The 15,335-nt window shown below is 71.0% G+C and carries 13 protein-coding genes; 5 read left to right on the forward strand and 8 right to left on the reverse strand.

Going from position 1 to position 15,335, the window contains the following annotated elements; all coding sequences use genetic code 11:
- Nucleotides 1–5: 5 nt before the first annotated feature.
- Genes NQO67_RS38640 through NQO67_RS38675 form a run of 8 tightly spaced genes read right to left on the reverse strand, consistent with a single transcriptional unit; the run spans nt 6 to nt 7,366 of the window.
- Nucleotides 6–2,018, reverse strand: a complete 2,013-nt coding sequence (locus NQO67_RS38640) for an NADH-quinone oxidoreductase subunit 5 family protein (protein ID WP_255955175.1) — start codon at nt 2,016–2,018, stop codon at nt 6–8.
- Nucleotides 2,015–2,434, reverse strand: a complete 420-nt coding sequence (gene nuoK / locus NQO67_RS38645) for an NADH-quinone oxidoreductase subunit NuoK (RefSeq protein WP_255955176.1) — start codon at nt 2,432–2,434, stop codon at nt 2,015–2,017. Before nuoK ends, NQO67_RS38640 begins: the two co-directional genes overlap by 4 nt.
- Nucleotides 2,434–3,108 (reverse strand): NADH-quinone oxidoreductase subunit J family protein, encoded by a 675-nt coding sequence (locus NQO67_RS38650; RefSeq protein ID WP_255955177.1) that lies wholly within the window; start codon nt 3,106–3,108, stop codon nt 2,434–2,436. Before NQO67_RS38650 ends, nuoK begins: the two co-directional genes overlap by 1 nt.
- On the reverse strand, nt 3,105–3,755 hold the full coding sequence (locus NQO67_RS38655; protein WP_255955178.1) for a NuoI/complex I 23 kDa subunit family protein: 651 nt from the start codon (nt 3,753–3,755) through the stop codon (nt 3,105–3,107). The genes NQO67_RS38650 and NQO67_RS38655 overlap by 4 nt, the downstream gene beginning before the upstream one ends.
- Nucleotides 3,755–4,723, reverse strand: a complete 969-nt coding sequence (locus tag NQO67_RS38660; protein WP_255955179.1) for a complex I subunit 1/NuoH family protein — start codon at nt 4,721–4,723, stop codon at nt 3,755–3,757. The genes NQO67_RS38655 and NQO67_RS38660 overlap by 1 nt, the downstream gene beginning before the upstream one ends.
- Nucleotides 4,720–6,249, reverse strand: coding sequence for an NADH-quinone oxidoreductase subunit C (locus tag NQO67_RS38665; protein ID WP_255955180.1), 1,530 nt, complete (start codon nt 6,247–6,249; stop codon nt 4,720–4,722). The genes NQO67_RS38660 and NQO67_RS38665 overlap by 4 nt, the downstream gene beginning before the upstream one ends.
- Nucleotides 6,246–6,983, reverse strand: a complete 738-nt coding sequence (locus tag NQO67_RS38670) for an NADH-quinone oxidoreductase subunit B (protein ID WP_255955181.1) — start codon at nt 6,981–6,983, stop codon at nt 6,246–6,248. Before NQO67_RS38670 ends, NQO67_RS38665 begins: the two co-directional genes overlap by 4 nt.
- Nucleotides 6,974–7,366, reverse strand: coding sequence for an NADH-quinone oxidoreductase subunit A (locus tag NQO67_RS38675; RefSeq protein ID WP_255955182.1), 393 nt, complete (start codon nt 7,364–7,366; stop codon nt 6,974–6,976). Before NQO67_RS38675 ends, NQO67_RS38670 begins: the two co-directional genes overlap by 10 nt.
- A 286-nt stretch (nt 7,367–7,652) precedes the next feature.
- Between NQO67_RS38675 and NQO67_RS38680 the strand changes: the two genes are divergently transcribed.
- The 5 genes from NQO67_RS38680 (at nt 7,653) to NQO67_RS38700 (ending at nt 15,203) form a co-directional block, all read left to right on the forward strand.
- Nucleotides 7,653–8,885 (forward strand): sensor histidine kinase, encoded by a 1,233-nt coding sequence (locus NQO67_RS38680; RefSeq protein ID WP_255955183.1) that lies wholly within the window; start codon nt 7,653–7,655, stop codon nt 8,883–8,885.
- A 425-nt stretch (nt 8,886–9,310) separates the two neighbouring features.
- Entirely contained in the window at nt 9,311–10,699 is a 1,389-nt protein-coding gene (locus NQO67_RS38685; RefSeq protein ID WP_255955184.1) for a sensor histidine kinase, read from the forward strand.
- A gap of 453 nt (nt 10,700–11,152) precedes the next feature.
- Nucleotides 11,153–11,824: a LuxR C-terminal-related transcriptional regulator gene (locus NQO67_RS38690; RefSeq protein WP_255955185.1), complete on the forward strand. Its 672-nt coding sequence runs from the start codon at nt 11,153–11,155 to the stop codon at nt 11,822–11,824.
- 345 nt (nt 11,825–12,169) lie between these two features.
- Nucleotides 12,170–14,107 carry a 2-oxoacid:acceptor oxidoreductase subunit alpha gene (locus tag NQO67_RS38695; protein ID WP_255955186.1) on the forward strand — a complete coding sequence of 646 codons (1,938 nt, stop codon included), beginning with the start codon at nt 12,170–12,172 and terminating at the stop codon, nt 14,105–14,107.
- Entirely contained in the window at nt 14,100–15,203 is a 1,104-nt protein-coding gene (locus NQO67_RS38700; protein ID WP_255955187.1) for a 2-oxoacid:ferredoxin oxidoreductase subunit beta, read from the forward strand. The genes NQO67_RS38695 and NQO67_RS38700 overlap by 8 nt, the downstream gene beginning before the upstream one ends.
- The last annotated feature ends 132 nt before the right edge of the window (nt 15,204–15,335 follow it).

The raw sequence follows: 15,335 nt of genomic DNA on the forward strand, positions 1-15,335 counted from the left end.
GCGACTCACGCTCCCCCGGTGGCGACGAGGACGACGGCGAGCGCGAGGACGGCGGAGCCGGCCAGCAGGACGCTCAGGTAGGTCTGCACGTTCCCGGTCTGCGCACGGCGGACGGCAGCCCCGAGCCAGCCCGGCAGCACCGCGGCGCCGCGCACGTAGGTCTCCACGACCTCGCGGTCCAGGAAGCGGACCAGACCCGCCGCGGCCCGTACGGGGCGCACGAAGAGCGTCGTGTACAGGGCGTCGAGGTGGAAGCCGGTGGCGGCGTGCCGGTGCAGCGGGCCGAGCAGCAGCTTGCCCGGGTCGGCCGGGTCGTCGGCGGCGGCGATGTTCCCGTAGACCGGTTCGTGGGCGGCGATGGCCTCGGCCTCGACCTCACCCGCGTCCGCACCCCGCCGGGCGGCGACGGCGCCGATGGGGACACGTGCGGCGAGCGCGGTGGTGTGCCGCCAGGCCCCGTAGACGACGAGTCCGCCGGCGAGCGAGACGCCGGTGCCGAGGACGGAGGTGGTGAGGACCGGGGTGAGGGTGGTGCCGCCGAGCCAGTCGGGCAGTACGCCGGTGGCCAGGCCGAGCGCGAGCGAGGGGACGGCGAGCACCCACAGCACGGCGTTCATGACGAGGGGTTCGCGGCCCTGTGCGGGGACCTCGGCGCCCCGGCCGCGGAAGGCCAGCAGCCACAGCCGGGTCGCGTAGGCGCCGGTGAGCAGGGCCGTGGCCAGACCGGCGAGGAGCACGATCCAGCCGGCGGCGGCGGGTACGGCAGGTGTGCCCGGCAGCGGCGCTGTGGGCGTGGTGGCGGCGTGCTCGGCGGCGCCCAGTACGGCTTCCTTGGAGAAGAAGCCGCTGAAGGGCGGGATCGCGGCGAGCGCCAGCAGGGCCACGGTCATCGTCCAGTAGGCGTCCGGCACGCGGGCCCGCAGTCCGCGTATGCGGGTCATGGCGGCGAGCGAGTTGGTGCCCGCGGCGTGGATGACCACGCCCGCGGCGAGGAACAGCAGCGCCTTGAAGGCGCCGTGCGTGAGGAGGTGGAAGAGGGCGGCACCGCGGTCGGCGACGGCGAGAGCGCCAGTCATGTAGCCGAGTTGGCCGACGGTCGAGTAGGCGAGGACGCGTTTGATGTCGTCCTGGGCGAGCGCGGCCAGAGCCGAGCCGACCATGGTGATCGCGGCCAGCACCGCGAGCACCACGAGCGCGGCCGTGGAGGCCGCGAATACGGGGAGGAGCCGGGCGATGAGATAGACCCCGGCGGCGACCATCGTCGCCGCGTGGATCAGCGCGGAGACGGGCGTGGGGCCCGCCATCGCGTCGGGCAGCCAGGTGTGCAGCGGGAACTGCGCCGACTTGCCCGCGACACCGGCGAGCAGCAGCAGCGCGATCAGCGTCGGATGCGCGAGCCCGCCGCCCGCGGCCGCGTCGAGGACGGTGGTGATGCGGAAGGACCCGGCGTCGGCGGCGAGCGCGAACAGCCCGAAGAGAAAGGGCACATCGCCGAGCTTGGTGACCAGGAAGGCCTTCAGGGACGCCGCGCGGGCCTCGGGCGTCTCCCAGTAGTGGCCGACCAGGAAGTAGGAGCAGATGCCCATGACCTCCCAGCCGACCAGTAGCACCATCAGGTCGCCGGAGTAGACGACGAGCAGCATCGCGGAGGTGAAGAGGGACACCAGTGCGGCATACGACGGGTACCGGGGGTCGTCGTGCAGATAGCCGATCGAGTAGATCTGCACACCGCAGGCGACCAGGCCGACCAGCACCGCGACCAGCACGGCCGGCCCGTCCAGGTGCAGGGCGAGGTCGATGGGCACCGAGCCGGTGGGCGTGAGCCTGGTGGCGGCGTCGACGGGCGGCCCGCCACCCTGCCGGGCGGCCACCGTCACGGCGAGCACGGCTGACGCGAGGGTGGGCAGCACGGCGATGGGGCGCACGTAACCGGGCGCTGTCCGGCCGAGCAGCAGTCCGGCGGCGGCAGCGAGGAACGGCAGGAGGGGGACGAGTACGGCGAGCTGGGTCGTGGTCACGCGGTGGCCTCTGTCCGGTCTGCCCGTGCGGGCCGCGGGTTGCCGGCCGGCGCCGCGTCGGGGTCGTCGGCCAGGACGTCGGCGGCGGCGTCCCCGTCGCCGGGGCCGCGCGGTTCGGCGGCGTCACGGAGCCGGTCCACGTCGGAGGTGCCGCGGCCCCGGTACACCATCAGGACGATCGCCAGGCCGATGCCGATCTCGGCGGCCGCGATGGCGATCGTGAAGAGGGTCAGCGCCTGGCCGGAATGCAGGCGGTCGCGCAGCCAGACGTCGAAGGCGACCAGATTGAGGTTGACGGCGTTGAGCATCAACTCGACGGCCATCAGCACCAGGATCGCGTTCCGGCGCGCCAGCACCCCGTAGACACCGACGGAGAAGAGGAGGACGGACAGCACGGCGGGGAAGACGAGATGCATCAGCGGCGGCCCTCCCCAGCGGCGGCGGACCCGCCGCCGTCAGAGGTGCCGTGACCGGCTGCCGACGACGGACCCCCGGGAGCGCCGAGGGTCGGTGTGCGCCTGGAGGCCGTTGCCGGGGAGGCCTCGTGGGGGGTCGGCGTCTTACGGGAGAGGGTGATGGCACCGACGAGGGCCGCGAGCAGCAGTATGGAGAGCGCCTCGAACGGCAGCACCCAGTTCCTGAAGAGGCTCGCCCCGGTGACGGCGGCCGAGCCGGCGACCGGCCCGCCGAGATCGATCCAGGTGGCACGGAACGCGTCGACGACCACCCAGACGAGGACGGCGGCGGAGGCGACGCCGACCAGCAGCGCCGCCGGGCGGTTGCCCGAATCGGCGTCCGGGGAGTGGCCGATGGGCGCCTTGGTGAGCATCAGCCCGAAGAGCAGCAGGACGACCACCGAGCCGACGTAGATGAGCACCTGCACCCAGGCGATGAACTCGGCCGTGAGCAGCAGGTACTCGACGGCGACACCGCCGAGCGCGACGACCAGCCAGAGCGCCGCGTGCACGATCTGCCGGGTGGTCACGGTGACGATCGCCGCGCCCAGGGTGGCCAGGCCGACGAGGACGAAGGCGATCTCGACGCCGGACGGGGAGAGGAAGCCGTGGGCGTGGGCGGCAGCGTGTGTCACGACTCTCCTTCCGTGCCCGGTCCCGAGGGTGGTGGCGTGCCGCGCCCGTCGCCCTGGGGCGGGGCACCGTGCGGACCTCCGGAGGCCTGCTGCCGAGCCGATGACTGCTGCTGGGCGGACTGCTGGGCGGCCAGCTTGTCCGCGGTCCTGCGGGCAGCGGTGAGTTCCTTGGGCTCCTCGGCCGCCGCGTCGAGCGGGGGCGGCGCGGGCACGGTCCACATCCACTCACGCAACGTCTCCCGTTCATGCGTGAGATCACGGATGTCGGTCTCCGCGTACTCGAACTCCGGTGACCAGAACAGCGCGTCGAAAGGACAGACCTCGATGCAGATACCGCAGTACATGCACAGGGCGAAGTCGATCGCGAACCGATCGAGGACGTTACGGCTGCGCTCGCGGCCACCGGGGGCGGCGGGCGGCACGGTCTCCTTGTGGGAGTCGATGTAGATGCACCAGTCGGGGCACTCACGCGCGCACAGCATGCAGACCGTGCAGTTCTCCTCGAAGAGGCCGATCACGCCGCGGCTGCGCGGCGGAAGCTCGGGCTGCACGTCCGGGTACTGCTGGGTGACGGTCTTCTTCGTCATCGTCCGCAGCGTGACGGCGAGGCCCTTGGCGAGCCCTGATCCGGGAATGGGGGGCGCCATTACTGCATCACCACCTTGACGACACCGGTGAGGGCGATCTGGGCGAGGGCCAGCGGCACGAGCAGGGTCCAGGAGAGTTTCTGGAGCTGGTCCTCACGCAGCCGCGGATAGCTGACGCGCAGCCAGATCACGAGGAAGGCGAGGACGGCCGTCTTGAGCAGGGTCCACACCCAGCCCAGGCCGTCACCGCCCCACGGCCCGTGCCAGCCGCCGAGGAAGAGGACGGTGGTCAGCCCGCACAGGACGACGATCCCCGCGTACTCGGCGAGCATGAAGAGGGCGAAGCGCAGCCCCGTGTACTCGGTGTAAGCGCCGAAGATGATCTCGGAGTCGGCGACCGGCATGTCGAAGGGCGGGCGCTGGAGCTCCGCAAGGCCGGCGACGAAGAACACCAGTGCACCGACCAGCTGCCAGGGCACCCACCACCATGCGAAGGCGTCCAGGATGCCGGGCAGCGAGAGCGTGCCGGCCGCCATCGCCACCGACGCGGCGGCGAGCAGCATCGGAAGCTCGTACGCGAGCAACTGGGCGGCGGTCCGCAGGCCACCGAGGAGCGAGTACTTGTTGGCGGACGCCCAGCCCGCCATGAGCGAGCCCAGCACCCCGACGCCCATGACCGCGAGGACGAAGAACACCCCCGCGTCGACGACCTCGCCGACCGCCCCCGCGCCGGGCCCGATCGGCAGGGCGACGAGCACCAGCAGATACGGCAGGAGCGCGACGGCCGGCGCAAGCTGGAAGACCCGCCGGTCCGCGGCGGCCGGGACCACGTCTTCCTTCTGCGCGAACTTCACACCGTCGGCGACCAGTTGCGCCCACCCGTGGAACCCGCCCGCGTACATCGGCCCCAGACGGCCCTGCATATGGGCCATCACCTTGTGCTCGGCCTGACCGATCACCAGGGGAAGGACGAGGAAGACGGCGAGCACGACGAGGAGCCGCACGACGACGTCGAACACGTCGTTCACCGGGGGCCTCCTCGGGGGGTGTCGGGGTGGGAGGTGTCGGGGTCGGAGGTGTCGGGGTCGGAGGTGTCGGGGTCGGAGGGGTCGGGACCGGAGGTGTCGGGGGTGTCCGAGTCGGGGGCGTCGTCGTTTGCGTCCCCGTCGTTTGGATCCTCGTCGTTGGCATCCGTGCCGTTGGCGCCCCGGTCGTTGGCGCTCCGGTCGTTGGCGCCCCGGTCGTTGGCTTCCGAGGTTCGTCGGGCGCGGTCGTCGGGGGTGCCGTCGCGGCCGTCGGGGCGGTCGGCATGTTCACGGTGCCGGTCCTCGAAGGCCGGGCGGGCGTGGTGCCACGGGGCGTCGGTGCTGCGCGCGCCGGTTCGGGCGGGTGGCTCCTGAGGCGCGGACTCCGGCGCACCAGGTTCTTCAGAGGCGCCGGACGCGCCGGAGGCTCCGGGCTCGTCGGCCCCACCGGGCACACCGGACTCGCCCCGCGCAGGAGCCCCGCCTGCCGCCGCCCCCTCGGCGTCCGAGGCACCGGCAAGACCGGCAGCCTCCTCGGCGGGGGCCCCGGCCGACCTGTGCGGCGGTTGAGGGGACTCGGATGCCTGAGGCCTCTCGGACGCCTGAGGCTCCCCGGACGGTCGAGGCTCCACTGACGTCTGGGGAGCCTCAGTCGGCTGAGCCGGCCGAGCCGCCTGAGGTCGCTGAGCCGCCTGAGGTCGCTGAGATGCCTGAGCCTGCTCAGAAGGCTGAGGCCGCTGAGATGTCCGGGCCCGCTCAGAAGGCTGAGGATGCTGCTGAGAAGGCGCCTCACCCGACCCCGCCCCTTGAGTCGACTGGCTCACCGAGCCCTCCGACGCCGTGCGCATCCGGCGCGGCCGGCGCTCCCTCGCGGGGCGCGCGGCGCCTCGGGCCGCCGGTTCGCCAGCCGCGCCCCCGCCGCTGCCCGGGCGTGCGCCGCGGGCCGGGCGTGCGGGGGCGGCTGGGAGGGTGCCCTTGTGCGGCCCCCATTCGTTCGGGTCCGGCACGCCGGGCGGCCGCATCTGGCGCCGCCGCGGCCCGCCGTGTTCCGACTCGCCCGGCTCCTTGGCGCCGGGCCACGCCTTCACGACCCGCGCCGCGAGGACGAAGTCCTTGCGCAGCGGGTGTCCTTCGAAGCCGTCGGGCAGCAGGAGCGGCACGAGGTGCGGATGGCCCTCGAAGTCGATCCCGAACATCTCGTGGGTCTCGCGCTCGTGCCAGCTCGCGCCGGCGTACACGTCGACCGCGGAGGCCAGTACCGGCGCGTCGTGCGGCACGGTGGTGCGCAGCAGCAGCCTGCGCACCGGCGCGAGCGCCACCACGTGCGCGGAGACCCGGAAGCCGGTGCCGGGCTCGTCCACCGCGCTGAGCCAGTCGAAGTAGGTGCAGCCGAGCTCGGAGTGCGCGGTGCGCAGGGCGGCGATCCACGAGGTGGCCGGCACGTCGACGGTGAGCAGGCCGTACGACTCCTGGGCCACGGCACCGTCCCCGAAGAGTTCGCCGACGTCGGCGGTGAGCCAGCCGGTCACGGCGTGCCCTCCTCCCCTGGCGTGGCGGGGCGGTGCGGCGGCCTCACCAGACCGCGCTGCAACTCGTCCGCCGACGACCGGCGGGAACCCCGGGCAGCCTCGGCGGGACCCGCGTACCGCTCCCCGAGGGATTCACGGGCGATCTTCTCCTGGAGCTTGATGATCCCTTGGAGCAGCGCCTCGGGGCGCGGTGGGCAGCCCGGTACGTAGACGTCGACGGGGATGACCTGGTCGACGCCCTTGGTCACGCTGTACGAGTCCCAGTAGGGGCCACCGCAGTTGGAGCAGGCTCCGAAGGAGATGACGTATTTGGGCTCCGGCATCTGCTCGTAGAGCCGCTTCACGGCGGGTGCCATCTTGTCCGTGACCGTTCCGGAGACCACCATCAGGTCGGCCTGCCGGGGCCCCGGGGCGAACGGGATGACGCCGAGGCGGATGAAGTCGTGGCGCGCCATGGAGGCGGCGATGAACTCGATCGCGCAGCAGGCGAGGCCGAAGTTGAAGACCCAGAGGCTGTAGCGGCGCCCCCAGTTGAGGACCACCTTCATGGGCTCGGGCGCGAGCCGGGCGAGCGCGCCGAGCCGGCCGGAACCGGCGCCCTCGGGAGGCAGCCGCACCGGAGCGGGCAGCTCCACGGCCCGGCTGCTTCCGGTGGACCGCGCCGCGGAGGCACCGGTACCGGCACCGGGCACGGACGGCACGGACGGGTTCGAGGCAGGCTGGTTCATGTCCATGCGAGTACGCCCTTCTTCCAGGCGTAAAGCAGGCCGACGGCGAGGAACCCGAGGAAGACGAACATCTCCACCAACGTGGTCGCGCCGTACCCGGGCGCCGCGAACACCGTCGCCCAGGGGAAGAGGAAGATCGAGTCGACTGCGAAGATCACATAGAGGAATGCGTACACGTAGTAGCGGACCTGGGTGTGCGCCCAGCCCTCGCCGACCGGATCGATCCCGCACTCGTACGTGAGCAGCTTCTCGGGGGTGGGCACGACGGGCCGCAGCAACCGCCCCGCGCCGAACGCGACGGCGACGAACAGCACGCCCACGACGGCGAGCAGCCCGACGACGGAGTACGACGCGAAGTAGCCCGCCGCGAGCACGGTCGGTTCCGGCACGTCCGCCCCTCGCTCCCTGGTCTTGCGGCGCCTCGGGCGTACGCGATGCTGGCGGCCCGGGATGCCCCGTTTCGACGGCCTATACGCATCTTGTACGCATGCTGGCTTACGCACGCGAGTCTAGGGCCTGCCCGGAACGGGGTGAGCAGGGCATCTAAAGTCCGGGTAAGTGCCGACCAGGGCGCCGGCCGGTGGACCGACGTGAAATGGATGGTGGGGTTTACCGCAGTACGTCATGGCGGTCCACCTCATGGCGCGGCGGACGGCGGGCGGGCAGGCTGTCGGTATGACCGCACGTACGTACACGATTCCGTTCGGCGAGCCCGGCGCAGCGCAGGGTGCCGCCGGGGATCGCACCGGCAGCCCGGACGGGCCACCGCCACCCCGGCTGCTCAAGTACGACCGTCACACCTGGAAGGAGATGGCCCACCTCCTGCTCAATCTGCCGGTGGCCGTGATCGGTTTCGTGTATGTGGTCACGTCTCTCACCACGGGTGCGGGGATGTCGGTGACCGTGATCGGTCTGCCGCTGCTCGCGGCCGGTCTGGCGGGCGCCCGTGAGCTGAGTCGGGCGGAGCGCGCCCGGGCCCGGGCGCTGCTGGGTGTGCGGACGGCGGAGCCGAGGCGTAAGCGGAAGCGGGGTGGGCAGAGCCTCCTCGCCCGGCTGTGGTCCAGCGTGAAGGATCCGCTCGGCTGGCGTACGGCGCTGTACGGCTTCATACGCCTGCCCTGGGGGATCCTCACCTTCGTCGTCACGATGGTCTCGTTCGTCGTCCTGTGGCCGGTCTCCCCGTTCATCCTGCGCGGGCTGGCGAACGTCGACCGGGCGATGGTCCGCGGCCTGCTGTCGCCGTCGGACGACCTGGAGGTGCGGATCGCCGAGTTGGAGTCGGACCGCGGGGTGGTGGTCGACACGGCCGCCGCCGACCTGCGCCGCATCGAGCGCGACCTGCACGACGGCGCACAGGCCCGACTGGTCAATCTCGCCATGGGCCTCGGCCTCGCCAAGGAGAAGCTGACGGAGGACCCGGACGCCGCCGCGGCCATGGTCGACGAAGCGCATGGGGAGGTGAAGCTCGCTCTCCAGGAGCTGCGTGATCTGGCCCGGGGCATCCACCCGGCCGTGCTCACCGACCGCGGCCTGGACGCCGCCCTCTCCTCCGTCGCCGCCCGCTGCACGGTCCCGGTCACCGTCGAGGTCGACCTGCCCGCCAGGCCCGCACCCGCCATCGAAGGCATCGCCTACTTCACGGTATCCGAGCTCCTCCAGAACGTCAGCAAACACAGTCGGGCCCGTTCCGCATCCGTGGACGTGTGGCGTGCGGACTCCCGGCTACTGATCCAGGTCAGCGACAACGGCGTGGGGGGCGCGGACCTCTCCGGCGGCACGGGCATGGCGGGCCTTGCGGAGCGGCTGGGCGCCGTGGACGGCCTGTTCGTCATCGACTCCCCCACGGGCGGCCCGACGACCGTCACAGCGGAACTCCCCTGGCGCGACCGCCAGGACGAGCAGAAGTAGGAGCCGGCGGAGGAAATCCCTCGCACGGGGGCGCGCGTCGGGCGTGCGCCCCGCTCAGGCATGCGCCGGCCTTGAGTGCGCGCACCGTGCGAAACGCCGGTGCCGCCACGGACCGGTCGTCCGGAGGTAGGGAAAACCCCCGGTCCAAGAGGCCCACTTGCTCCATGGCCCGCTCGGGTCACCGACGGCAGTGTTGAGGTACGCCACCGGAACTCCCCGCCCCTTGCTCCACCGAGGCCGCGGAGCCAACCAGCGGGCGGGCAGCTCCATTGCCACATGAGACATGTAAGACACGTAAGACATGTAATTCGCACACATCACGTAAGACATACAAGCCGAGCAAGACTCGCAAAACGCGTAAGACACATAAAACGCACAAGAAGAAACAACGGGGTCCGCTGGACCGGAGAGAACGGACGACACCGATGGCCACGGGTTACGGACAGGAGTACGGGCGGCAGGGCCGGCCCGGGTTCGGCGGGGTGGGGCCCGGGGACCTGGGGAACGGCCGGGGCGGGGGCAGGCGTCGTCTGCCGGCCATGCTGCGAGCACCGATCGAGGCACGGACCTGGGGGGAATTCGCCTATCTGCTCTTGAGCCTGCCGATCAGCACCGTCCTGTTCGCCCTCGCAGTGACGACGCTCTCGATGGGCGCCGGCATGCTGATCACGTTCCTCGGGGTGCCGATACTCGCTGCGGGGCTGGCCTGCTGCCGGGGCTTCGGTGCGCTGGAGCGGACCCGGGCCCGAGCGCTGCTCGGCCTGGAGGTGGCGCCGCCCGAGCCCATTCGCCCGGCGAAGCGCGGCGCGCTGGCCTGGATGGGTGAGCTGCTCAAGAGCGGCGTCTCCTGGCGGCACATGCTCTACGCGATGATCCACTTCCCGTGGGCGGTCTTCGCGGGCTCGGTCTCGCTGGGGTTCTGGACCTACGGCTGGGCCCTGCTGTCCTACCCGCTCTGGCAGTGGGTCTTCCCGATGTACCTGGGCACCGGCGGCATCCAGCTGTATGGCGACGCCACGCACAACGTCTATCTGGACAACCCCTTCGAGATCGCGATGACGGCATTGGTGGGCCTGCTGGTCACGCTCGCCACACCGTGGATGATGCGGGCCCTGACGACGGTCGACCGGCTGCTGGTGAGTGGGCTGCTCGGCCCGTCGCGGCTGGCCACCCGGGTGGTCGAGTTGGAGTCGGACCGCGGGGTGGTGGTCGACACTGCCGCCGCCGACCTGCGCCGCATCGAGCGCGACCTGCACGACGGCGCACAGGCCCGACTGGTCAGTCTCGCGATGGACCTCGGCCTCGCCAAGGAGAAGCTGGCGGAGGACCCGGACGCGGCGGCCCGCATGGTGGACGAAGCACACGGCGAGGTGAAGACAGCCCTTCAGGAGCTGCGCGATCTGGCCCGGGGCATCCACCCGGCCGTGCTCACCGACCGCGGCCTGGACGCCGCCCTCTCCTCCGTCGCGGCCCGCTGCACGGTCCCGGTCACCGTCGAGGTCGACCTGCCCGCCAGGCCCGCACCCGCCATCGAAGGCATCGCCTACTTCACGGTATCCGAGCTCCTCCAGAACGTCAGCAAGCACAGTCGGGCCTCCCGGGCCACGGTCGACGTATGGAAGGTGGAGAGTCGCCTGTTGCTCCAGGTCACGGACGACGGCGTGGGGGGCGCCGGCCTGGCCGCCGGCTCGGGCCTGCGGGGTCTGGCCGAGCGGCTGGACGCGGTCGACGGCATCCTCGCGATCGACTCCCCCGAGGCCGGCCCGACCCGCATAACGGCCGAGCTGCCGTGGCGGGACCGCCTCGCCGCCTGACGACCCAAGGCTCCGACGCCCAGGGGCGACGGCAGGACCTCCGGACCTGCCGACGCCCGCTGGGCCGCCGGCGTCACGGCATCTCACCATCCGAACGCCGCGCCCACGGAAGACAGCGGCACAATGACACGCTCCTCGTCCCCATCCGCTCCCCCATCCGTTCGCCCCGTCCGCCAGCGCCTCGCGCACCCATAACTCCCCCTGGTCATCGCGTTCTGCACCACAGCCGCGGACGGCCGTGCCGGCCGGCCATCCCGCGTCCGCCGGTATCCAGTCGTCTTTTCCACAGGTATCCAGTTGGGGTTATCCACAGGCGCTCAGCGAAGGGGGTGGATTGCTGGGATGCTGGAGTCCGGACGTGGAGGACGAGGAAAAGGGGACGGCCGCTGACACGGATGCGGGCAGTGGCCCGCCCGGGTCGAGGCGGGCCGTAGGGCTGGGGGATCGAAGATCGTGGAGGACAGGGTGCGGGTGGTCATCGCCGAGGATTCGGTGCTGCTCAGGGAGGGCCTGACCAGGCTGTTGACCGACCGCGGGCATGAGGTGGTGGCGGGCGTCGGGGATGCCGAAGCCCTGATCAAGACCATCACCAGTCTGGCCGAGCAGGAGGCACTGCCCGACGTCGTGGTCGCGGATGTGCGCATGCCGCCGACGCATACCGACGAAGGGGTCCGGGCCGCCGTCCAGCTCCGCCGAGCGCATCCGGGACTCGGCGTGCTGGTGCTGTCCCAGTATGTAGAGGAGGAGTACGCGACGGAACTACTGGCCGGTTCCAGTCATGGCGTGGGCTATCTGCTCAAGGACCGCGTCGCCGAGGTGCGCGAGTTCGTGGACGCGGTCGTACGCGTGGCCCGAGGCGGCACCGCGCTGGACCCGGAGGTCGTCGCCCAGCTGCTCGGACGCAGCCGCAAGCAGGACGTGCTCACCGGGCTGACCCCGCGGGAGCGCGAGGTGCTGGGGCTGATGGCCGAAGGCCGGACGAACTCCGCGATCGCCCGCCAGCTCGTGGTGAGCGACGGTGCGGTGGAGAAGCACGTCAGCAACATCTTCCTCAAACTGGGCCTGTCCCAGAGTGACGGGGATCACCGCCGCGTTCTCGCCGTCCTGACCTATTTGAACTCCTAACCCACGACACACTGATGGACGTACGGATGTTCCCAACCGGCCACCGCGGCACCGACCACGGCCACCGATCAGACACCCGTGCGAACAGGTCCCCGACGACCGCGACCAGTCCCAGTACGCGGTCAGGGGCCTGGTCCTAGACCGAAAGTATGAGCAGGAAGCTCTCCAGCAAGAGAGCCAGAAGACAGGGCAAATCATGTCAAAAACGGGCGGGGGACTGTCTCAAATGGCCGTCCAGAATTCGAACGGCTCAGGGAAGGGGACCCTTACCGACGTACTGTTGTTGCGGGGCAGGCCGGTCGGGAGGCCAGCCTCGCACAGCCGCCCCGAGGGAGGTCCAGTTCAGTGACCAGCCAGGTCAGTAGCCCAGCCGAGTTGTCCGACGAGGACGCCGGCCAGCAGCTCACCCCGCGGCCGGAGCCAGGCGACAAAGAGATCCGCCGGCTGGACCGTGTGATCATCCGGTTCGCGGGTGACTCCGGTGACGGAATGCAGTTGACGGGTGACCGTTTCACATCCGAGACGGCCTCCTTCGGCAACGATCTGTCCACCCTGCCGAACTTCCCTGCTGAGATCCGCGCTCCCGCCGGCACGCTCCCCGGCGTCTCCTCCTTCCAGCTCCACTTCGCCGACCACGACATCCTCACCCCCGGCGACGCACCCAACGTGCTGGTGGCGATGAACCCCGCCGCCCTCAAGGCCAACCTGGCAGACCTGCCGCCGGGCGCAGAGATCATCGTCAACACGGACGAGTTCACCACGCGCGCCCTGACCAAGGTCGGCTACGCGGTCTCGCCGCTGGAGGACGGCTCGCTGGACGCCTACCGCGTGCACCCCGTACCGCTGAGCACGCTGACGGTGGAGGCCCTGAAGGACTTCGGCCTGCCCCGCAAGGACGCCGACCGGTCGAAGAACATGTTCGCCCTGGGACTGCTCTCCTGGATGTACCACCGGCCCACCGAGGGCACCGAGGCGTTCCTGAAGACCAAGTTCGCCAAGAAGCCGCAGATCGCCGAGGCCAACCTGACGGCCTTCCGGGCCGGCTGGAACTTCGGCGAGACCACCGAGGACTTCGCCGTCTCCTACGAGGTGGCCCCCGCGTCCACGGCCTTCCCGACGGGCACCTACCGCAACATCTCCGGCAACCTGGCGCTGGCCTACGGCTTGGTCGCCGCCTCCCAGCAGGCCGATCTGCCGCTGTTCCTCGGCTCGTACCCGATCACGCCGGCCTCCGACATCCTCCACGAGCTCAGCAAGCACAAGAACTTCGGCGTGCGCACCTTCCAGGCGGAGGACGAGATCGCCGGAATCGGTGCGGCGCTGGGTGCCGCCTTCGGTGGATCCCTCGGCGTGACCACGACATCCGGGCCCGGCATCGCGCTCAAGAGCGAGACCATCGGCCTGGCCGTCTCCCTCGAGCTGCCGCTGCTGGTGATCGACATCCAGCGGGGTGGTCCGTCCACCGGTCTGCCGACCAAGACGGAGCAGGCCGACCTGCTCCAGGCCATGTACGGGCGCAACGGCGAAGCCCCCGTTCCCGTCATCGCCCCGCAGACCCCCGCGGACTGCTTCGACGCCGCGGTGGAGGCCGCCCGGATCGCGCTGACCTACCGCACCCCGGTCTTCCTGCTGTCCGACGGTTACCTGGCCAACGGCTCCGAGCCCTGGCGGATCCCCGACGTCGACGACCTGCCGGACCTGCGGGTGCAGTTCGCCCAGGCTCCGAACCACACCCTGGAGGACGGCACCGAGGCCTTCTGGCCCTACAAGCGGGACCCTGAGACGCTCGCCAGGCCGTGGGCGATCCCGGGCACCCCCGGGCTCGAGCACCGTATCGGCGGCATCGAGAAGCAGGACGGCACGGGCAACATCTCCTACGACCCGGCCAACCACGACTTCATGGTCCGTACCCGCCAGGCCAAGATCGACGGGATTCGGGTGCCGGACATCGCCGTGGACGACCCCACGGGCGAGGCGGAGCTGCTGGTGCTCGGCTGGGGCTCGACCTACGGTCCGATCACGGCGGCGGTCCGACGGCTGCGCCGGGCCGGGGAGCACATCGCCCAGGCCCACCTGCGCCATCTGAACCCGTTCCCCGCCAACCTCGGCGAGATCCTCAAGCGCTACGACAAGGTGATCATCCCGGAGATGAACCTCGGGCAGCTGGCCCAGCTGATCCGGGCGCGTTACCTGGTCGACGCCCGGTCCTACACGCAGGTGCGTGGCCTGCCGTTCAAGGCCGAGCAGCTCGCCACGGCCCTCAAGGAGGCCCTCGATGACTGACACCACCACACGCAGGAACGGTGCCGGCGCGGGTGCCGCGGGCCAGGGCATCGAGGCCCTGAAGCTGGTCCCCAAGGCCACCGCCAAGCAGTCCGCGCGGGACTTCAAGTCCGACCAGGAAGTGCGCTGGTGCCCCGGCTGCGGCGACTACGCGGTCCTCGCCGCCGTCCAGGGCTTCATGCCGGAGCTCGGCCTGGCCAGAGAGAACATCGTCTTCGTCTCCGGCATCGGCTGCTCCTCCCGGTTCCCGTACTACATGAACACGTACGGGATGCACTCCATCCACGGCCGGGCGCCGGCCATCGCCACCGGTCTGGCGGCCTCCCGCCCCGACCTCTCCGTCTGGGTCATCACCGGCGACGGCGACTCCCTGTCGATCGGCGGCAACCACCTCATCCACGCCCTCCGGCGCAATGTGAACCTGAAGATCCTGCTGTTCAACAACCGGATCTACGGTCTCACCAAGGGCCAGTACTCCCCCACCAGCGAAGTCGGCAAGATCACCAAGTCGACGCCGATGGGGTCCCTGGACTACCCCTTCAACCCGCTGTCGCTGGCCCTGGGCTCCGAGGCGTCGTTCGTCGCGCGCAGCGTCGACTCCGACCGGCAGCACCTCACCAGCGTGCTGCGCCAGGCCGCCGCGCACCGCGGCACCGCCCTGGTCGAGATCTACCAGAACTGCAACATCTTCAACGATGGTGCGTTCGAGGCCGTCAAGGACCGCCAGCTGGCCCAGGAGGCGGTGATCCGGCTGGAGCACGGCCGGCAGATCCGCTTCGGCGCCGACGGTTCCAAGGGCGTGGTGCGCGACGCGATCACCGGTGACCTCACCGTGGTGCCCGTCACCCCGGAGAACGAGTCCCAGATCCTCGTCCACGACGCGCACAACCCCAGCCCCACCACGGCCTTCGCGCTGACCCGTCTGGCCGACCCCACCACATTGCACCAGACGCCCATCGGCGTCTTCCGCGACGTGGACCGGCCGGTGTACGACACGTTGATGAACGACCAGCTCGACGCCGCCGTGCAGCAGCAGGGCAAGGGCGACCTCGCCGCTCTGCTGACCGGAAACGACACCTGGACGGTCGCCGGCTAACCCGTTCGGCCGACCGCCTCGCCTGAAGCGGCCCGGATCTGGTCACCCAGGTCCGGGCCGCTTCGCGTGGGGGCCGCCCTCGTGCAGGCCGCTGCGCGTGTGGGGGGGGGCTGCCCTCGTACTGTCATGACC

It is taken from the genome of Streptomyces odontomachi, assembly GCF_024435355.1.
Lineage (GTDB): Bacteria > Actinomycetota > Actinomycetes > Streptomycetales > Streptomycetaceae > Streptomyces > Streptomyces odontomachi.